Origin of the sequence: Pseudomonas sp. K8 (assembly GCF_014889455.1) — a bacterium.
GTDB lineage: Bacteria > Pseudomonadota > Gammaproteobacteria > Pseudomonadales > Pseudomonadaceae > Aquipseudomonas > Aquipseudomonas veronii.
Genome location: NZ_VJWO01000031.1, coordinates 42,326 through 60,003, shown reverse-complemented (window position 1 = coordinate 60,003; position 17,678 = coordinate 42,326). Strand labels below are relative to the sequence as shown.

Annotated in this window: 19 protein-coding genes; 11 read left to right on the top strand and 8 right to left on the bottom strand. The window is 62.2% G+C overall.

The window, feature by feature from the left end:
* Positions 1–193 precede the first annotated feature (193 nt).
* From coxB to INT12_RS20100, 4 genes are read left to right on the top strand one after another with little or no spacing between them, the layout of a single operon-like run.
* Positions 194–1,321, top strand: a complete 1,128-nt coding sequence (coxB, locus tag INT12_RS20115; RefSeq protein ID WP_026140284.1) for a cytochrome c oxidase subunit II — start codon at positions 194–196, stop codon at positions 1,319–1,321.
* A 58-nt stretch (positions 1,322–1,379) separates the two neighbouring features.
* Positions 1,380–2,969, top strand: coding sequence for a cytochrome c oxidase subunit I (gene ctaD, locus INT12_RS20110; RefSeq protein ID WP_017849006.1), 1,590 nt, complete (start codon positions 1,380–1,382; stop codon positions 2,967–2,969).
* A 43-nt stretch (positions 2,970–3,012) separates the two neighbouring features.
* Positions 3,013–3,564, top strand: coding sequence for a cytochrome c oxidase assembly protein (locus tag INT12_RS20105; RefSeq protein ID WP_026140285.1), 552 nt, complete (start codon positions 3,013–3,015; stop codon positions 3,562–3,564).
* A 35-nt stretch (positions 3,565–3,599) separates the two neighbouring features.
* The gene (locus INT12_RS20100) at positions 3,600–4,487 is read left to right on the top strand and encodes a cytochrome c oxidase subunit 3 (RefSeq protein WP_017849008.1); all 888 of its coding nucleotides are present in this window, start codon (positions 3,600–3,602) and stop codon (positions 4,485–4,487) included.
* Positions 4,488–4,493: 6 nt separating this feature from the next.
* On the opposite strand, the gene INT12_RS20095 is transcribed toward INT12_RS20100, so the two are convergent.
* Positions 4,494–4,697: a twin transmembrane helix small protein gene (locus INT12_RS20095; RefSeq protein ID WP_017849009.1), complete on the bottom strand. Its 204-nt coding sequence runs from the start codon at positions 4,695–4,697 to the stop codon at positions 4,494–4,496.
* A gap of 32 nt (positions 4,698–4,729) precedes the next feature.
* On the opposite strand from INT12_RS20095, the gene INT12_RS20090 reads away from it, so the two are divergent.
* From INT12_RS20090 to INT12_RS20070, 5 genes are read left to right on the top strand one after another with little or no spacing between them, the layout of a single operon-like run.
* Positions 4,730–5,494 carry an SURF1 family protein gene (locus INT12_RS20090; protein ID WP_046381542.1) on the top strand — a complete coding sequence of 255 codons (765 nt, stop codon included), beginning with the start codon at positions 4,730–4,732 and terminating at the stop codon, positions 5,492–5,494.
* Positions 5,460–6,053 (top strand): hypothetical protein, encoded by a 594-nt coding sequence (locus INT12_RS20085; protein WP_026140286.1) that lies wholly within the window; start codon positions 5,460–5,462, stop codon positions 6,051–6,053. The genes INT12_RS20090 and INT12_RS20085 overlap by 35 nt, the downstream gene beginning before the upstream one ends.
* Positions 6,054–6,063: 10 nt before the next feature.
* A complete protein-coding gene (locus tag INT12_RS20080; RefSeq protein ID WP_102618186.1) occupies positions 6,064–7,143 on the top strand; it encodes a COX15/CtaA family protein in 1,080 nt (359 codons plus the stop codon).
* The gene (gene cyoE, locus INT12_RS20075; protein ID WP_046381540.1) at positions 7,131–8,030 is read left to right on the top strand and encodes a heme o synthase; all 900 of its coding nucleotides are present in this window, start codon (positions 7,131–7,133) and stop codon (positions 8,028–8,030) included. Before INT12_RS20080 ends, cyoE begins: the two co-directional genes overlap by 13 nt.
* The gene (locus INT12_RS20070; protein ID WP_017849014.1) at positions 8,027–8,662 is read left to right on the top strand and encodes an SCO family protein; all 636 of its coding nucleotides are present in this window, start codon (positions 8,027–8,029) and stop codon (positions 8,660–8,662) included. The genes cyoE and INT12_RS20070 overlap by 4 nt, the downstream gene beginning before the upstream one ends.
* A 144-nt stretch (positions 8,663–8,806) precedes the next feature.
* On the opposite strand, the gene INT12_RS20065 is transcribed toward INT12_RS20070, so the two are convergent.
* The 3 genes from INT12_RS20065 to INT12_RS20055 are packed head-to-tail and all read right to left on the bottom strand — an operon-like array spanning position 8,807 to position 11,310.
* A complete protein-coding gene (locus INT12_RS20065) occupies positions 8,807–9,577 on the bottom strand; it encodes a MetQ/NlpA family ABC transporter substrate-binding protein (RefSeq protein WP_017849015.1) in 771 nt (256 codons plus the stop codon).
* A 51-nt stretch (positions 9,578–9,628) separates the two neighbouring features.
* Positions 9,629–10,303 (bottom strand): methionine ABC transporter permease, encoded by a 675-nt coding sequence (locus INT12_RS20060; protein WP_017849016.1) that lies wholly within the window; start codon positions 10,301–10,303, stop codon positions 9,629–9,631.
* On the bottom strand, positions 10,303–11,310 hold the full coding sequence (locus INT12_RS20055; RefSeq protein WP_017849017.1) for a methionine ABC transporter ATP-binding protein: 1,008 nt from the start codon (positions 11,308–11,310) through the stop codon (positions 10,303–10,305). Before INT12_RS20055 ends, INT12_RS20060 begins: the two co-directional genes overlap by 1 nt.
* A gap of 244 nt (positions 11,311–11,554) precedes the next feature.
* Between INT12_RS20055 and katE the strand changes: the two genes are divergently transcribed.
* Positions 11,555–13,717 carry a catalase HPII gene (gene katE, locus INT12_RS20050; RefSeq protein ID WP_226926257.1) on the top strand — a complete coding sequence of 721 codons (2,163 nt, stop codon included), beginning with the start codon at positions 11,555–11,557 and terminating at the stop codon, positions 13,715–13,717.
* 117 nt (positions 13,718–13,834) lie between these two features.
* Here the strand turns inward: katE and INT12_RS20045 are convergent, their stop codons facing one another.
* From INT12_RS20045 to zur, 4 genes are read right to left on the bottom strand one after another with little or no spacing between them, the layout of a single operon-like run.
* Complete coding sequence (locus tag INT12_RS20045) at positions 13,835–14,554, bottom strand: PA5502 family lipoprotein (protein WP_193058982.1); 720 nt, start codon at positions 14,552–14,554, stop codon at positions 13,835–13,837.
* 37 nt (positions 14,555–14,591) lie between these two features.
* Positions 14,592–15,380: a zinc ABC transporter permease subunit ZnuB gene (gene znuB / locus INT12_RS20040; protein ID WP_193058981.1), complete on the bottom strand. Its 789-nt coding sequence runs from the start codon at positions 15,378–15,380 to the stop codon at positions 14,592–14,594.
* Complete coding sequence (znuC, locus tag INT12_RS20035; RefSeq protein ID WP_017849021.1) at positions 15,373–16,158, bottom strand: zinc ABC transporter ATP-binding protein ZnuC; 786 nt, start codon at positions 16,156–16,158, stop codon at positions 15,373–15,375. Before znuC ends, znuB begins: the two co-directional genes overlap by 8 nt.
* Positions 16,158–16,640, bottom strand: coding sequence for a zinc uptake transcriptional repressor Zur (gene zur / locus INT12_RS20030; RefSeq protein ID WP_026140288.1), 483 nt, complete (start codon positions 16,638–16,640; stop codon positions 16,158–16,160). The genes znuC and zur overlap by 1 nt, the downstream gene beginning before the upstream one ends.
* 58 nt (positions 16,641–16,698) lie before the next feature.
* Between zur and INT12_RS20025 the strand changes: the two genes are divergently transcribed.
* Positions 16,699–17,628 (top strand): zinc ABC transporter substrate-binding protein, encoded by a 930-nt coding sequence (locus INT12_RS20025; protein WP_017849023.1) that lies wholly within the window; start codon positions 16,699–16,701, stop codon positions 17,626–17,628.
* The last annotated feature ends 50 nt before the right edge of the window (positions 17,629–17,678 follow it).

Genomic DNA, 17,678 nt, shown 5'->3' with positions numbered 1-17,678 from the left:
CTGTTTCAGCTCATTTGCCCCTGCACATTGCGGGGTGGCAGGTGCTGTCTATACTCGGTTTTGTACGCGATTAGCTGATGACGCCAGACTGCATAAGCAGGTGAGGCTAAGCGGTTGTAAGCAGTATGGAAGCCGCTCCCTTCGACGCAGGTGCACACCGGCGGGATAACAAGAACGATAAGGGGAACCCGCAATGACGCGACATCCACATGTTTGGATGGGCCTCCTGTTGTGGTCAGTATTCGGTCAGGCGCATGCCGCCTGGACAACGAATATGGCACCAGGGGCGACAGAAGTCAGTCACGCCGTGTTCGACCTGCACATGACCATTTTCTGGATCTGTGTAGTGATCGGCATTGTCGTATTTGGCGCGATGTTCTGGTCGATGATCCTTCACCGCCGGTCTACGGGCCAGGTGGCCGCCAAGTTCCACGAAAGCACCACCGTGGAAATCCTCTGGACCGTAGTGCCCTTGCTGATCCTGGTGGCGATGGCCATTCCGGCGACCAAGACCCTGATCAACATCTACGACAGCACGGAATCGGACATCGATATCCAGATCACCGGCTATCAGTGGAAGTGGCATTACAAATACCTCGGCCAGGATGTGGAGTTCTTCAGCAACCTGGCCACTCCCGCCGAGCAGATCCACAACAAGGCCACCAAAGGCGAACATTACCTGCTGGAAGTCGACCAGCCGCTGGTGCTGCCGGTGGGCGCCAAGGTGCGTTTTCTGGTGACCGCCGCGGACGTGATCCACTCCTGGTGGGTGCCGGCCTTTGCGGTCAAGCGCGATGCCATCCCCGGTTTCATCAACGAGGCCTGGACCCGTATCGAGAAGCCCGGCATCTACCGGGGCCAGTGCGCCGAACTGTGCGGCAAGGACCACGGCTTCATGCCCATCGTGGTCGAGGTCAAGTCCAAGGCCGACTACGACACCTGGCTCGGCGAGCGCAAGGCCGAGGCCGCTCAGCTCAAGGAGCTGACCTCCAAGGAGTGGACGCTGGACGAACTGGTCGCCCGTGGCGACAAGGTCTACCACACCAGCTGTGTGGCCTGTCACCAGGCCGAAGGCCAGGGCCTGCCGCCGATGTTCCCGGCACTCAAGGGTTCGCCGATCGCCACCGGAAGCAAGGAAGACCACTTGCACCGCGTCTACTTCGGCAAGCCCGGCACCGCCATGGCCGCCTTCGGCAAGCAACTCTCGGAAGTGGATATCGCCGCAGTGGTGACCTACGAGCGCAACGCCTGGGGCAACAACAAAGGCGACATGGTCACGCCCAAAGACGTGCTGGCTCTGAAACAGGCGGAAAGCAAATGACTCACTTCATTGCGAATGCGCTGAACCGCCCCGCCCACTCGTTTGCAGGAGAACGGCCATGAGCGCTGTGATCGATGACCATGGCCACGCCAGTGACCATGCCCACGGCCCCGCCAAGGGTTTGATGCGCTGGGTGCTGACCACCAACCACAAAGACATCGGCACGATGTACCTGTGGTTCGCCTTCACCATGTTCCTGCTCGGCGGCTCGTTCGCCATGGTGATCCGCGCCGAGCTGTTCCAGCCCGGCCTGCAGATCGTCGAGCCGGCGTTCTTCAATCAGATGACCACCATGCACGGCTTGATCATGGTGTTCGGCGCGGTGATGCCGGCGTTCGTCGGCCTGGCCAACTGGATGATCCCGCTGATGATCGGCGCGCCGGACATGGCCCTGCCGCGCATGAACAACTTCAGCTTCTGGCTGCTGCCGGCGGCGTTCCTGCTGCTGGTCTCGACCCTGTTCACCCCGGGCGGCGGGCCGAATTTCGGCTGGACCTTCTACGCCCCGCTCTCCACCACCTACGCCCCGGAAAGCGTGACGTTCTTCATCTTCGCCATCCACCTGATGGGCATCAGTTCGATCATGGGCGCGATCAACGTGGTCGCCACCATTCTCAACCTGCGCGCACCGGGCATGACCCTGATGAAAATGCCGCTGTTCGTGTGGACCTGGCTGATCACCGCCTTCCTGCTGATCGCGGTGATGCCGGTGCTGGCCGGTTGCGTGACGATGATGCTGATGGACATCCACTTCGGCACCAGCTTCTTCAGTGCCGCCGGCGGCGGTGATCCGGTGTTGTTCCAGCATGTGTTCTGGTTCTTCGGCCATCCCGAGGTGTACATCATGATCCTGCCGGCCTTCGGCGCCGTCAGCTCGATCATCCCAACCTTTTCGCGCAAACCGCTGTTTGGCTACACCTCGATGGTCTACGCCACGGCGAGTATCGCGTTCCTGTCGTTCATCGTGTGGGCGCACCACATGTTCGTGGTCGGCATTCCGCTGGTGGGCGAGTTGTTCTTCATGTACGCCACCCTGCTGATCGCCGTCCCGACGGGGGTGAAGGTGTTCAACTGGGTCAGCACCATGTGGCAAGGCTCGCTGACGTTCGAGACGCCGATGCTGTTTGCGGTGGCGTTCGTGATCCTGTTCACCATCGGCGGTTTCTCCGGCTTGATGCTGGCCATCGCGCCGGCAGACTTCCAGTACCACGACACCTACTTCGTGGTGGCGCACTTCCATTACGTACTGGTGCCTGGCGCAATCTTCGGCATCTTCGCCTCGGCCTACTACTGGCTACCGAAATGGACCGGCCACATGTACGACGAAACCCTGGGCAAGCTGCACTTCTGGCTGTCTTTCGTGGGCATGAACATGGCGTTCTTCCCGATGCACTTCGTCGGGTTGGCCGGCATGCCGCGTCGGGTGCCGGACTACAACCTGCAGTTCGCCGACTTCAACATGGTCTCGTCCATCGGCGCGTTCATGTTCGGTGCCACGCAGATATTCTTCCTGTTTATCGTGATCAAGTGCATCCGCGGCGGCCCGCCAGCACCGGCCAAGCCGTGGGACGGCGCTGAAGGCCTGGAGTGGAGCGTGCCCTCGCCCGCGCCGTACCACACCTTCACCACGCCACCGGAGGTCAAATGAACCGGCTTCCACAAATCCCCTCCCACACTGTCGGGTGATCGCCATGGCTGACTCCGTGCCACTCAAGCGCCTGGTCACCCGCCTGTTGATCCTGGTGCTGGCGATGTTCGCTTTCGGCTTTGCCCTGGTGCCGATCTACGACGTGATGTGCAAGGCGTTCGGCATCAACGGCAAGACGGCCGGGCAGTATGAGGGCGAGCAGATCGTCGATCCGTCGCGCCAGGTGCGGGTGCAGTTCCTGTCCACCAATGCCATCGACATGGTCTGGGAGTTCCATTCCAAGGCCGATGAGATCGTGGTCAACCCCGGCGCGGTCAACGAGATGCTCTTCGTGGCCTACAACCCCAGCGATAAGCCGATGACTGCCCAGGCGATCCCGAGCATTTCCCCGGCTGAAGCGGCGATGTACTTCCACAAGACCGAGTGTTTTTGCTTCACCCAGCAAGTGCTGCAACCCGGTGAGCGCATCGAAATGCCAGTGCGCTTCATTGTCGATCGCGACATGCCCAAGGATGTGAAGCATTTGACCCTGGCGTACACGCTGTTTGATATCACCGCGCGCCAACCGCCCGTGGCTGTCCATAGCGGCGGCTAGCTACTGTTTGCCCGCTCAATCAGGAGAGCGAATACATGTCGACTCATGATACGTACTACGTACCAGCGCAAAGCAAATGGCCGATAATTGCCACGGTTGGCCTGCTGATCACCGTGTATGGCCTGGGCGTGTGGTTCAACGACCTGAAGGCTGCGCGCCCGGAATCCCACGGGCCGTGGATCTTTTTCGTCGGTGGCCTGTTGCTGGCCTACATGCTGTTCGGCTGGTTCGGCGCGGTGATCAAGGAAAGCCGTGCCGGGTTGTACAGCGCGCAGATGGACCGCTCGTTCCGCTGGGGCATGACCTGGTTCATCTTTTCCGAAGTGATGTTCTTCATCGCGTTCTTCGGTGCGCTGTTTTATGTGCGGCATATGTCGGCGCCGTGGTTGGCGGGCGAAGGCTCCAAAGGCATCGCGCATATGCTGTGGCCGAATTTCGAGTTTGTCTGGCCGCTGCTCAACAACCCAGATCCCACGCTGTTTCCCGCGCCCGAAGGCACCATCAGCCCGTGGGGCCTGCCGTTGGTCAACACCATCCTGCTGGTGAGTTCCAGCGTGACGATCACCATCGCCCACCATGCGCTGCGCAAAGGCCATCGCGGTGCGCTGAAGCTCTGGCTGGCGATCACGGTGCTGCTGGGCCTGGGGTTTCTTGGGTTCCAGGCCGAGGAGTACATCCACGCCTACAAAGAGCTGGGCCTGACGTTGGGCTCCGGCGTGTACGGCGCGACCTTCTTCATGCTCACCGGTTTTCACGGGGCCCACGTGACCATCGGCACGATTATTTTGTTCGTGATGCTGATGCGTATCTTGCGCGGGCACTTCAATGCCGAGCACCAGTTCGGTTTCGAGGCGGCCAGTTGGTATTGGCACTTTGTGGATGTGGTCTGGATCGGCCTGTTTTTCTTCGTGTATGTGCTGTGAGGCGCGCTACCAAGGCGCATGCGACACCAACTGGCCGCTGAAAAAGCCCCAGGCGATCAACGCCACGGTGATCACGGCCAGTACGACACGCACGGTCAAGGCGGTGACGAGGCGGTTGGAGTGGCCCTCGTCCTTGACCAGAAAGAACAAGCCACTGAACAGGCTCGCGACGGTCGCGATCAGCATCAGGGCAATGGCGGCTTTGAGCATGGTCTGGCTCCAGGGCTTATAGGGGAGGGGCGATGAAATCCAGTATAGCCAGTGCCATCCAGCGCTTTCGCCCCGGTATCGCGCCGACGTTGGTGGTGCTCGTGTTGCTGCCGCTGATGGTGGGCCTGGGGTTCTGGCAACTGTCGCGCGGCCATGAAAAACAGCTGATGGTGGACAGCTACGCCGAGCGCCGCGCCGCTGAGCCGGTGGGCAGTGCGCAACTCGACAGCATGGCTGATCCGGCCTTCCGTCGCGTGCATCTGCGCGGTCAATTCGACGGCGAGCACAGTGTGTTGCTCGACAACCGCATGCGTAATGGCAAGGCCGGCGTCGAGCTGCTGCAACCGTTTCACGACCAGGCCAGCGGCCTGTGGCTGCTGCTCAATCGCGGCTGGTTGCCCTGGCCGGATCGGCGCGCGCCGCCCGTCTTCAGCACGCCGGAACAGCCGGTGAATCTTGACGCCTGGGTGTATGTCGCGCCCGGCGAAACCTTCCAGTTGCACGCCGACCCGGCGACCACGCACTGGCCGCGCCTGCTCACCGCGCTGCATCCGGCCACGTTGTGGGCTGAGCTGGGGCGCAGCGGTTTTGCCTACGAACTGCGCGCCGAAGCCGGCCCCGGCACCTACGAAACCACCTGGCCCATCGTTGCCATGGGGCCGGAAAAACACCTGGCCTATGCGGTGCAATGGTTCGCCATGGCGTTGGCGCTGCTCAGCCTTTACCTCTACCTCGGATGGCACAACGCAAAGGAGAAGCACCATGGGAGCGGCCATGAATCCACTCAACATGTCTGATGCGCCAGCGACGCCCGACCGGCGCAAAGGCCGCTGGCAGCTGATTCTGATCCTGCTGATGGTGATCGGCCCGATGGCGCTCGCCACCTTTATGTACAAGCTGCAGTTCTGGGTGCCGGACAGTCGCAGTTACCACGGCGAACTGATCGGCAACGGCCAGACCCGCGCCGATATCGGTGTGCAGGCGGACGAACAGCGCTGGCAGTTGCTCGTCACGGCGCCCAGCGCCTGCGCCGCCGAGTGTCGGCAACTGGTGTACCTGGCGCGGCAGCTGCAGATCGGCCTCGGCCGCGATGCGTCCCGGGCCAGTCATGCCCTGGCCAGTGCGCAGCCGGTCGGCGCCGATTACGAGGCCAGGCTCAAGGCCGAATACCCGCAATTGCAACGCTACCCGCTGGACCTGACGACCTTCGGCAAAGCCGCCGCCGCACCGGGCGAGGCGCAACTGTGGATCGTCGATCCCCACGGCAACCTGGTGCTGCGCTACGACACGACGGTCAAGGGCAAGGACTTGCTAAACGACCTGCGCCACCTGCTGAAACTGTCGAACATCGGATAAGGGCATCGTCATGGCCAAACCTGGATTTCGCCTCGCGCTGTTTGCCACCTTGCTGGCGCTGATTGTCGTATTGCTTGGCGCCTATACGCGCCTGACCCACGCCGGCCTGGGTTGCCCGGATTGGCCGGGCTGCTACGGCTTTATCAGCGTGCCGCAAAGCGACGCCCAGTTGGCCCATGCCGAGTTGCATTTCCCGGACACGCCGGTGGAGGCCGACAAAGGCTGGAGCGAGATGGTCCATCGTTACTTTGCCGGCACCCTGGGCCTGCTGATCGTGCTGCTGGCGGCGCGCTCGTGGCAGCATCGGCGTGACCCCGGCCAGCCGGTGAAGTTGCCGCTGTTCCTGTTGGCGGTGGTGTTCGCCCAGGCGGCGTTCGGCATGTGGACGGTGACGCTCAAGCTCTGGCCGCAAGTGGTGACCGGGCATCTGTTGGGCGGCTTTGCGACCTTGAGCCTGTTGTTTCTGCTGACCCTGCGCCTGTCCGGCGTGCTGCCCGCGCTGATCGTGCCCAAGCGCCTGCAATATTGGGCCACCGCCGGCCTGGTGCTGGTGATCGGCCAGATCGCACTGGGCGGCTGGGTGAGTTCCAACTACGCGGCGGTGGCCTGTATCGATTTGCCCACCTGCCATGGCCAGTGGTGGCCGGCGGCGGACTTTGCCAATGGCTTCCACCTGACCCAGCACATCGGCCCCAATTACCTCGGCGGCCAGCTCGACAGCGACGCGCGCACGGCCATTCACCTGACCCACCGCATCGGCGCGCTGCTGGTCACCCTGGTATTGCTGGGCCTGGCCTGGCAGCTGCGCGCGGTGGGCATGACCCGGCTCGCGGGCCTGCTGCTGATCGCCCTGGCGGCACAGATCGGCCTGGGCCTGAGCAACGTGTATTTCCACCTGCCGCTGCCGGTGGCGGTCGGTCACAACGCCGGTGGCGCAGCCTTGTTGCTGACCCTGGTACTGGTCAATTACCACGCCCGTACCAGCCTGGTCCGGGTGCGCCGCCAGATGCCGTTCGGCTGGCGCTTCAGCCCGCGTAAACACGTATCGGGCCTTATCACCCTCAAAGGAGAGATGCCATGGCGACCTTGATCGGCGCGCGTCACGGCCAGGCGATCTGGCGTGACTACCTGGAGCTGACCAAGCCGAAAGTGGTGGTGCTGATGCTCATCACCTCGCTGGTGGGCATGTTCCTCGCCACCCGCGCCGGGGTGCCGTGGGCGGTGCTGATCTTCGGCAATCTGGGGATCGCCCTGTGTGCCGGTGGCGCGGCGGTGGTCAACCATGTCGTCGATCGGCGCATCGATACGCTGATGGCGCGCACGCAAAAGCGCCCGATCGCCCAGGGGCGTGTGTCGCCCGGGGCGGCGCTGGCCTTTGCTTTGTTTCTGGCTGTTGCCGGGTTGGCGCTGCTGCTGGCGTTCACCAACCCGCTGGCGGCCTGGCTGACGCTGGCTTCGTTGCTCGGTTATGCGGTGATCTACACCGGCTTTCTCAAGCGCGCGACGCCGCAGAACATCGTCATCGGTGGCCTGGCCGGCGCGGCGCCGCCGCTGTTGGGCTGGGTTGCGGTCACCGGGCATGTCAGCGCCGAGCCGCTGCTGCTGGTGCTGATCATCTTCGCCTGGACCCCGCCGCACTTCTGGGCCCTGGCCATTCACCGCAAGGAGGAATACGCCAAGGCCGATATTCCGATGCTGCCGGTCACCCATGGCGAGCACTACACCAAGGTGCATATCCTGCTCTACACCTGCGTCCTGCTGGCGGTGAGCCTGATGCCCTACGTCATCCATATGAGCGGCCTGCTGTACCTCGGATCTGCGCTGGTGTTGGGCGCACGCTTTCTGCAATGGGCCTGGGTGCTGTACCGTGGCGCTCAGCCGCACGCGGCGATCAACACGTTCAAGTACTCTATCTGGTACCTGTTCCTGCTGTTTATCGCCCTGCTCGTAGACCACTACTTATTGTTGAACCTATGACCCGAACCCAAAAAACTGTCTTCATTCTGGTGGCCATTGTCGCGTTGATCATGGGCCTGACCGTCAACAAAGTGCTCTCGGGCAAGGGCCAGGGCGACCCGACCGCCTTGATCGATGCCGGCATCATCCTGCTGCCGCAAAGCCGCCAATTGCCGCCGGTGACCATGACCAACCAGGACGGCCAGCCGGTGCTGGTCAACGAGTTGAAGGGCAAGTGGAGCCTGCTGTTCTTCGGCTACACCTTCTGCCCGGACATCTGCCCCACCACCCTCGCCCAACTGCGCCAGATCAAGAGCGAGTTGCCCAAAGAGGCTGTGGATAAGTTGCAGGTGATCCTGGTCAGCGTCGACCCGAACCGCGACACGCCGACTCAGCTCAAGCAATACCTGGGCTATTTCGACCCGCAATTCGAAGGCCTGACCGGCGCGAATGTGGACGATGTGCAGAAGGTGTCGAACGCGGTGAGCATCCCGTTCATTCCGGCGGACACGACCAAGCCGAACTACACGGTCGACCACAGTGGCAACCTCGCGCTGATCGGTCCGGATGGCACCCAGCGTGGGTTCATTCGTGCGCCGCTGAACAACCAGAAGCTGGTGGCGCAGTTGCCAGGGCTGTTGCAGCGCAAATAACAGGCAACACAAAACACAGGTGGGAGGGGGCTTGCTCCCGATGGCGGTGGGTCAGTCAACGTATGCATCGACTGAACTGCCGCTATCGGGGGCAAGCCCCCTCCCAGATTGTTTGATCTGCGGTGTGTTGGGGAGCGAGTCGGATCAGAACGCCGGCTTGATCGCGCCTTTGTACTTCTCTTCGATGAACTTCTTCACTTCAGGCGTGTGCAGGGCTGCGACCAGCTTCTTCACGGCGTCCGAATCCTTGTTGTCTTCGCGGGTCACCAGGATGTTCACGTAAGGCGAGTCGCTGCCTTCGATGACCAGGGCGTCCTTGGACGGATCCAGTTTGGCTTCCAGCGCGTAGTTGGTGTTGATCAGCGCCAGGTCGACCTGGGTCAGCACGCGCGGCAACGTGGCGGCTTCCAGTTCGCGGAACTTGAGTTTTTTCGGGTTGGCGGTGATGTCCTTGATGGTCGACAGGATGTTGGTCGGGTCCTTCAGGGTGATCAGGTTGTGCTTGGCCAGCAGCAACAGCGCGCGGCCGCCGTTGGTGGCGTCGTTCGGGATCACGACGTTGGCGCCGTCAGGCAGGTCGGCCAGGGTCTTGTACTTGCTGGAGTAAGCGCCCAGAGGCTCGAGGTGGACCGCGCCGACGCTCACCAGGTGCGTGCCCTTGGCTTTGTTGAACTCATCCAGGTACGGCTGGTGCTGGAAGAAGTTGGCGTCCAGGCGCTTTTCGGCCACTTGTACGTTGGGCTGCACATAGTCGGTGAAAACTTTGACCTGCAAGTCCACGCCCTCTTTGGCAAGTGCCGGCTTCACGAATTCGAGGATTTCCGCGTGGGGCACCGGCGAGGCGGCAACCGTGATGGTCTCGGCGTGGGCCGAAAACGCGGCGACGGCGGCGAAAGCAACCAGTAGTTTTTTCATCCAGCAAGCTCCTTGTTCGGGCATTTATCGGCGTGTAGCCGGCAATAGCCGTTATTTTCGAGAAAAATGCACCACCAGCTTGTCGCCGACGGTTTGCAGAATTTGCACCAGGATCAACAACAGCACCACCGTGACGACCATCACATCGGTCTGGAAGCGCTGGTAGCCGAAACGGATGGCCAGGTCGCCCAGGCCGCCGGCACCGACGACGCCGGCCATGGCGGTGTAGGACACCAGTGTAATCGCCGTCACCGTAATCGCCGCGAAAATGCCGGGGCGGGCCTCAGGCAATAAAGCATGGGTGATGATCTGGCGCGTGCTGGCCCCCATGGACTGGGTGGCTTCGATGATGCCGCGGTCCACTTCACGCAGCGCGGTTTCCACCAGGCGCGCAAAGAACGGCGTTGCGCCCACGACCAGCGGCGGAATCGCACCGGCCACACCCAGCGAAGTGCCGGTGATCAGCACGGTGAACGGGATCATCACGATCAACAGGATGATGAACGGCAGCGAGCGCAGGATGTTCACGCTCAGCGACAGCAACGCGTACAGGCCTTTTTGCTCGAACAACTGGCGCGGGCTGCACAGAAACAGCAGCACGCCCAAGGGCAAGCCGAGCAGCACGGTGAAGAACAGCGAACCGAACAGCATGGTCATGGTGTCGCCGGTGGCGAGCCAGATTTCGGACCAGTCGATATTGGCGAAGAAACTCATCAGGACTTCCATTAGCGCAGCACCTCCATGTGGACGTCGGCGGCGGTGAAGCGGGCAAAGGCCGCTTCCATGTCACCGCCGGTGATGGCGAGGGTCAGTTGCCCGTAGGGGATGTCTTTGATGCGGTCGATGCGCCCGGCGAGGATGCTGTAGTCCACACCCGTTTCGCGGGCGATGTTACCCAGCAGCGGTGCGTAGGTCGCTTCGCCCTGGAACGTCAGGCGCACGATGCGGCCCGGTACATGGGCGAAGTCATCGCGCTGCTCGCTTTCGTCGACCTGATCGGCTTCCTGGACAAAGCGCTTGGTGGTCGGGTGCTTGGGGTGCAGGAACACGTCGGCCACCGAGCCTTGCTCGACGATCACGCCGGCATCCATCACGGCCACCTGGTCGCATACGCGGCGGATCACGTCCATTTCGTGGGTGATCAGTACGATGGTGAGCTTCAACTCGCGGTTGATCTCGGCCAGCAGTTGCAACACCGAGGCGGTGGTCTGCGGGTCAAGGGCGCTGGTGGCTTCGTCGCACAGCAGGATTTTCGGCTTGGTCGCCAGGGCGCGGGCAATGCCGACGCGCTGCTTCTGGCCGCCGGACAGTTGCGCCGGGTACTTCTTGGCGTGGTCCGACAGGCCGACGCGCGCCAGCAGTTCGGCGACGCGCTGGTCGATGGCCTTGCGCGACAATTCGCCGGCCAGTGTCAGCGGCAGCGCCACGTTGTCGGCGACGGTCTTGGAGGCCAGCAGGTTGAAGTGCTGGAAAATCATCCCGACCTGCTGGCGGAAACGGCGCAGGCCGTTGGCATCCAGGGCCGTGACTTCTTCGCCATCGACGTTGATCTGCCCGCCGCTGGGTTGCTCGAGGCGATTGATCAGGCGCAACAAGGTACTTTTTCCCGCACCGGAGTGGCCAATCAGACCAAACACCTGGCCGTTCTCGACGCGCAGGTTGGTGGGGTGAAGCGCGGGGATTTCCTTACCGGCGACGCGGTAGGTTTTATGGACGTTATGAAACTCGATCACGTAGCGAACCTTGTGGGGCGCATGGAAAAGGGATCAGCGGTTAGCCGGGCGCGCATTTTAGCCTGTCCGTATAGCGGTTCTTAGCATTTATTTCGCATTCAACCAGTGATTTGGCAATAACGCGATCAAAGGTCATAAAAAAGGAACGGTGCAAATTCGTGTCAGTCACTACTTCAGCAACTCGATTTCCCGGGTGCCGTGCCTGGGGTTTTGCTCAAACGAGCCGGGGACCGCTCTGGCCACTTTGAATAAGGAGTTTTGTCTGATGAGTACCAACAAGCCAGCCATCCCGCCGAAGAGTGAACTGGCGGGCACCGATACCCTGAACCGTGGCAACACCAACGCCAAGCTGCAGGCCCTGGAGGCATTCCGTAGCGACGCGACCGGCCAGGCGCTGCGTACCAACCAAGGCGTGAAGATTTCCGATAACCAGAACACCTTGAAAGTCGGTGCCCGCGGCCCCTCGCTGCTGGAAGACTTCATCATGCGTGAAAAAATCACGCATTTTGACCATGAACGTATCCCGGAGCGCATCGTGCATGCGCGCGGTACGGGCGCGCATGGCTATTTTCAGACCTATGAGAACCATTCGGCGCTGAGCAAGGCCGGTTTCCTGCGTAACCCCGAGCATAAAACCCCGGTATTCGTGCGTTTTTCCACCGTGCAGGGCCCACGTGGTTCGGGCGATACGGTGCGCGACGTGCGCGGTTTTGCCGTGAAGTTCTTCACCGAGGAAGGCAACTTCGACCTGGTGGGCAACAACATGCCGGTATTTTTCATTCAGGATGCGATCAAGTTTCCCGACTTTGTGCATGCGGTAAAGCCTGAGCCGCACAATGAAATGCCTACCGGAGGCTCGGCCCACGATACGTTCTGGGATTTTGTCTCGCTGCAGCCGGAATCGGCGCACATGGTGATCTGGGCCATGTCTGACCGAGCTATTCCGAAAAGCCTGCGTGCCATGCAGGGTTTCGGTATTCACACCTTTCGCTTGATCAATACCGAAGGTAAATCGAGCTTCGTGAAATTCCACTGGCATCCAACAGTCGGCACCTGTTCCCTGGTGTGGGACGAAGCGCAAAAGCTTGCCGGTAAAGATACCGATTACCACCGTCGCGACCTGTGGGAAGCGATTGAGGGCGGTGACTACCCTGAGTGGGAGTTGGGTGTACAGATCGTTGCGCAAGAAGACGAGCATAAGTTCGACTTCGACCTGCTCGATCCGACCAAGATCATCCCCGAAGAGTTGGTGCCGATTACGCCGCTGGGCAAGATGGTGCTTAACCGCAACCCCGACAACTTCTTTGCCGAAGTCGAGCAAGTCGCCTTTTGCCCTGGCCATATCGTGCCGGGTATCGACTTCACCAACGACCCGCTACTGCAAGGCCGCCTGTTTTCCTACACGGATACCCAGATCAGCCGACTCGGTGGGCCGAACTTTCATGAGCTGCCGATCAATCGGCCTGTAGTGCCTTTCCATAATGGGCAGCGGGATGCCCAGCATCGCACTGTGATCGATAAGGGCCGGGCCGCGTATGAGCCGAATTCGATCGATGGCGGTTGGCCGAAAGAAACGCCGCCCGCGGCTCAGGAGGGTGGTTTCGAAACCTATTACGAGCGCGTCGATGCCAACAAGGTGCGCGAGCGCAGTGAGTCGTTTGGCGATCACTTCTCCCAGGCCACGCTGTTTTTTAACAGCATGAGCCACCATGAGAAAGAGCACATCATTGCGGCCTACAGTTTTGAGTTGGGCAAGGTGGAGCGCGAGGTTATCCGTGCCCGTCAGGTCAATGAGATTTTGGCCAACATCGACCTGGAACTGGCCAGGCGCGTTGCACAGAACCTGGGCCTGCCCGCACCGACCAAAGGCACGGTGCCGCCGCGCAAGGCGTCGGTGAAAGCGTCGCCGGCGTTGAGCCAGGTGAACCTGCTGTCGGGCGATATCAAAACGCGCAAGGTGGCGATTCTGGCGGCCGATGGTGTCGACGGCGCGGCAATTGCCGCATTGAAGAAAGCGCTGCAAGCCGAGGGCGCACACGCCAAGTTGCTCGGGCCGACCTCGGCGCCGGTCACCACGGCCGATGGCAAGCATCTGGCGGTGGATGCGTCGATGGAAGGCCTGCCCTCGATTGCGTTTGATGCGGTGTTCGTGCCTGGCGGTAAGGCGTCGATCAAGGCGTTGAGTGGGGACGGTGTGGCGTTGCACTACCTGCTGGAGGCCTACAAGCACCTGAAGGCGATTGCCGTGGCCAGTGACGCGCAGCCCTTGCTCGACCTGCTCAAGCTCGAGGCGGATGCGGGGTTGATCGTGGGGGCGGATGCCAAGGCGTTCAAGGCGTTCTTTAAAGCGATTGCCCAGCATCGGGTCTGGGAGCGTGAGCCGAAGGCCAAGGCCGTTCCGGCTTAAGTCATCTGCTGGTGGTTAGATCGCCATCGGGGGCAAGTCGAATCGTCGCACCGCCCCTCCCACACTTTGAATGTATTCACCGTTCAAAATGTGGGAGGGGGCTTGCCCCCGATGGCTTTATTCCGCCTTGCGCGGAATCAGCACAACCTGCGCCGGAATAGTCTTCAGGATCTGCCGGTGAATCGTCAGGTCGTAGCCCGAATCAATGCGCTTGACCCGTTTGCTCAGCAAGGTCGCCAGCCACGGGTAATCCTGGGTGCGCGGTGCCTGGATGGTCACATCGCACTGGTAATTCACCACGTCGGTGGCGATGGCATCCAGCTGATGGCGCAGCTCTTCGATGTCTGTGAGGTTCAGCGCCACGGTGGTGCTCTGCGCGGCCGGGTCGATGACCTTGGCGGCGGGCTTGGTTTCGGCGGCCTTGAGGGCGGCCTCGGCTTTGTCCAGCTCGGCTTTGCGTGCATGGGTGATGGCGCTGTTGACGCCACCGGTCAGCGCCGGAGCCTTGGGCATCAATGCGCGGGCGCGGCTGAGGGCGGTAGCGGCGGCGTTGACATCACCTTTTTGCAACACGATCTGACTGCGTTGCAGGTAGGCTTCGGCCAGTTGACGCTGGTAAGCCTCGAGCGCCGGATCGTTGGGCGACTGGGCTTGCAGCGCGGCCAGTTGGTCTTCGGCGGTGGCCAGCTCGCTGCTGGCCAGGTTTTGCTCCAGTTGCGCGATGGCGACAGCGCGTGCGTCCGGGGCCTCGGGGGCGGCGGGCGGGGTACTTTGACAAGCGCCCAGCAGCAGGGAAAATGCGGCAAGGAGCAGATAACGGGAGGTGAACGGCTTCATTCCTGCGACTCTCTATTTGCGCAAAAAGCGAGCAAGTCTACACCCCTCGACGGGGCAGGACAAAACTCAGCAGAAACAGGGCGGCCGCCGTGACCACAATCGACGGCCCTGCCGGCGTGTCCGTGAACCAGGACAGCGCCAGGCCCCCACACACTGCCAGCATCCCCAGTACGCTGGCGCCGATCGCCATCTGTTCCGGCGAGCGGGCGTGGCGCTGGGCGGCGGCTGCGGGAATGATCAGCAGTGACGTAATCAACAATACGCCGACAATCTTCATCGCGACAGCGATCACCACGGCGATCAACAACATCAAGGTCATGCGCAGCGCGGGCACGGGCAAGCCTTCCACCGTGGCCAGTTCTTCATGCACGGTGATTGCCAGCAGCGGGCGCCACAGCGTCACCAGCAGCACCAGCACGGCTGCGCTGCCGCCGAGAATCCACGCAAGGTCCGTGGGGCTGATCGCCAGCAGGTCGCCGAACAGGTAAGCCATCAGGTCGATGCGTACTTCATGCATGAAGCTCAGCACCACCAGGCCCAGGGACAGGGTGCTGGGCGCCAGGATGCCCAGCAACGTGTCGGAGGCCAGCGGCTGGCGCTGTTGCAGGGTCACCAGCAGCACCGCCAGCAGCAGGCAGCCGACGGTCACGGCGATGGCCGGGCTCACATCCAGCAGAAAACCCATGGCCACGCCCAGCAATGCGGCGTGGGACAAGGTGTCGCCGAAATAGGCCATGCGCCGCCAGACCACGAACGAGCCCAGCGGGCCCGCCACCAGCGCCAGAGCCAAGCCTGCCAGCAGGGCGTAGAGCAGAAAATCAGCCATGCTTGCAGCTATCTCCATGAACGTGAGTGTGGGGTGTGGCGGGATCGTCGACCACGGCGCCATGCAGGTCATGGGCGTGGTCGTGATGGTGGTGATAAATCGCCAGGCTCTGCGCGTTCTTGCCGAACAGCTCGACGAACGCCGGATCGCCGCTGACTTGCTCCGGATGGCCGGAGCAGCACACGTGGCGGTTGAGGCACACCACTTGGTCGGTGGTGCTCATCACCAGGTGCAGGTCGTGGGAGACCATCAGCACGCCGCAGCCAAGGCGGTCGCGCAGGCGGGTGATCAAGCTGTACAACTCGGCCTGGCCGGCGACGTCGACGCCCTGCACCGGTTCGTCGAGCACCAGCAGCTCCGGCTCGCGCAACAGGGCGCGGGCCAGTAACACGCGCTGCATTTCACCGCCGGAGATGCTTTGCACCGGGCTGTCGATGACCTGTTCGGCACCGACCTCCTTGAGCGCGGCTTGCGCGCGGGCGCGGTCCACGCCCGGCACCAGGCGCAGGAAGCGCAGCACCGACAAGGGCAGCGTCGGGTCCACGAAGAGTTTTTGCGGCATATAACCGACACGCAGCTTGGGCTTGCGCCACACACTGCCGGTGTCGGGCTTGAGCAGGCCGAGTACGGCGCGCACCAGGGTGGTCTTGCCGGCGCCATTGGGGCCGATCAGCGTGACGATCTGCCCCGGTTCGACGCTCAGCGCGATGTTATCCAGCACGTTTTGCCCAGCGAACGTGACCCCGACCTGCTCCAGGCGGATTAACGCGTTGCTCATCAAGCCCCCTGGCAACCGGCGCAGAGCCCGACGACTTCGACGGTTTGCCCTTCCACCTTGAAGCCGACGTCGGCGGCGCTCTGGATGATGGCGTCGCTGATGCTGCTTTGCTCAAGCTCAATGGCGGCGTGGCACTTGCGACAGATCAGGAACTGACCCTGGTGCGCGTGTTCCGGGTGGTTGCAGCCGACGAAGGCGTTGAGTGACGCGATGCGGTGTACCAGGCCGTTGTCCAGCAGGAAATCCAGCGCGCGGTACACCGTGGGCGGCGCGGCGCGGCGACCGTCCTGCTCGCTGAGCACGCCGAGGATGTCGTAGGCGCCCAGCGGCTTGTGGCTCTGCCAGACCAGTTCCAGCACGCGCCGACGCAGGGCGGTCAGGCGCAGACCCTGCCGTGCGCAGAGGGTGTCGGCCTCCGACAGCGCGGTGTGCACGCAGTGAGAGTGGTCGTGGGGACGGCTGGCAAGCGGTGTTATAGGCATGAGCGGCGACAGATATTTGATAGAGACGTTATTATGTTACCCGTTCCTACGCCATTGAGTGGTCATCGTGTCCCGACTTTTTCCCGTTTTTGTCGTATTTGTCGCCAGTTTGCTCACCGCGGGTGCCGCTCAGGCGGAGGTCAAGGTGCTGACCAGCATCAAGCCGCTGCAGTTGATTGCCGCGGCGGTGCAGGACGGCGTGGCGGTTCCCGAGGTGTTGTTGCCGCCGGGGGCCTCGCCGCATAACTATGCGTTGCGCCCATCCGACGTGCGGCGCGTGCAGTCGGTGGACTTGCTGTACTGGATCGGCCCGGACATGGAAGGCTTCCTGCCCCGCGTCCTCAAGGGGCGCAGCCTGCCGACGGTGGCCGTGCAGGATCTTCCGGGCATGAAACTCCGTCGTTTCGCCGAAGATAGCCATTCCCACGCCGACGATGCCGACGAACATGACCACGATCATCGCCCAGGCACTTTGGATGCACATCTGTGGTTGTCGACGCTCAACGCCCGGGTGATTGCCGCACGCATGGGCGCCGACCTCAGCGCCGCGGACCCGGCCAATGCCGAGCGTTACCAGCTCAACGTGAAAGCGTTCGTGAGCCGACTGGATGCGTTGGACGCGCGCTTGAAAGCGCGGATGGCCGGCATCCACGACAAGCCTTACTTTGTGTTCCACGAAGCCTTTGATTATTTCGAAGAGGCCTACGGCCTCAAGCACGCCGGTGTGTTCAGCGTGGCCGCCGAAGTGCAGCCCGGTGCCCAGCATGTGGCGGCGATGCGTACACGTTTGCAGGAAGTCGGCAAGACCTGCGTGTTCAGTGAGCCGCCGCTGCGTCCGCGCCTGGCGGAAACGCTGGTGGCCGGTTTGCCGGTGAAATTGGCGGAGCTGGATGCGTTGGGCGGGTATACCCCGGCTTCCGCTCAAGGTTACGAACAGGTGCTGGACAAGCTGGGCAATGACTTGGCGGGCTGCCTGGAGTCGCTCTGAAAGCCCAGGCATAACGTCTGTAGGAGGGAGCAAGAAGCTCCCTCCCGCAT

Coding starts and splice junctions, on each gene's coding strand:
- coxB (WP_026140284.1), top strand. CDS start 194: ATGACGCGACATCCACATGTTTGGATGGGCCTCCTGTTGTGGTCAGTA.
- ctaD (WP_017849006.1), top strand. CDS start 1,380: ATGAGCGCTGTGATCGATGACCATGGCCACGCCAGTGACCATGCCCAC.
- INT12_RS20060 (WP_017849016.1), bottom strand. CDS start 10,303: ATGGAAGTCCTGATGAGTTTCTTCGCCAATATCGACTGGTCCGAAATC.
- cyoE (WP_046381540.1), top strand. CDS start 7,131: ATGGCGACCTTGATCGGCGCGCGTCACGGCCAGGCGATCTGGCGTGAC.
- INT12_RS20080 (WP_102618186.1), top strand. CDS start 6,064: ATGGCCAAACCTGGATTTCGCCTCGCGCTGTTTGCCACCTTGCTGGCG.
- INT12_RS20070 (WP_017849014.1), top strand. CDS start 8,027: ATGACCCGAACCCAAAAAACTGTCTTCATTCTGGTGGCCATTGTCGCG.
- INT12_RS20065 (WP_017849015.1), bottom strand. CDS start 9,577: ATGAAAAAACTACTGGTTGCTTTCGCCGCCGTCGCCGCGTTTTCGGCC.
- INT12_RS20095 (WP_017849009.1), bottom strand. CDS start 4,697: ATGCTCAAAGCCGCCATTGCCCTGATGCTGATCGCGACCGTCGCGAGC.
- zur (WP_026140288.1), bottom strand. CDS start 16,640: ATGCCTATAACACCGCTTGCCAGCCGTCCCCACGACCACTCTCACTGC.
- INT12_RS20085 (WP_026140286.1), top strand. CDS start 5,460: ATGGGAGCGGCCATGAATCCACTCAACATGTCTGATGCGCCAGCGACG.
- INT12_RS20045 (WP_193058982.1), bottom strand. CDS start 14,554: ATGAAGCCGTTCACCTCCCGTTATCTGCTCCTTGCCGCATTTTCCCTG.
- znuB (WP_193058981.1), bottom strand. CDS start 15,380: ATGGCTGATTTTCTGCTCTACGCCCTGCTGGCAGGCTTGGCTCTGGCG.
- INT12_RS20100 (WP_017849008.1), top strand. CDS start 3,600: ATGTCGACTCATGATACGTACTACGTACCAGCGCAAAGCAAATGGCCG.
- INT12_RS20105 (WP_026140285.1), top strand. CDS start 3,013: ATGGCTGACTCCGTGCCACTCAAGCGCCTGGTCACCCGCCTGTTGATC.
- znuC (WP_017849021.1), bottom strand. CDS start 16,158: ATGAGCAACGCGTTAATCCGCCTGGAGCAGGTCGGGGTCACGTTCGCT.
- INT12_RS20090 (WP_046381542.1), top strand. CDS start 4,730: ATGAAATCCAGTATAGCCAGTGCCATCCAGCGCTTTCGCCCCGGTATC.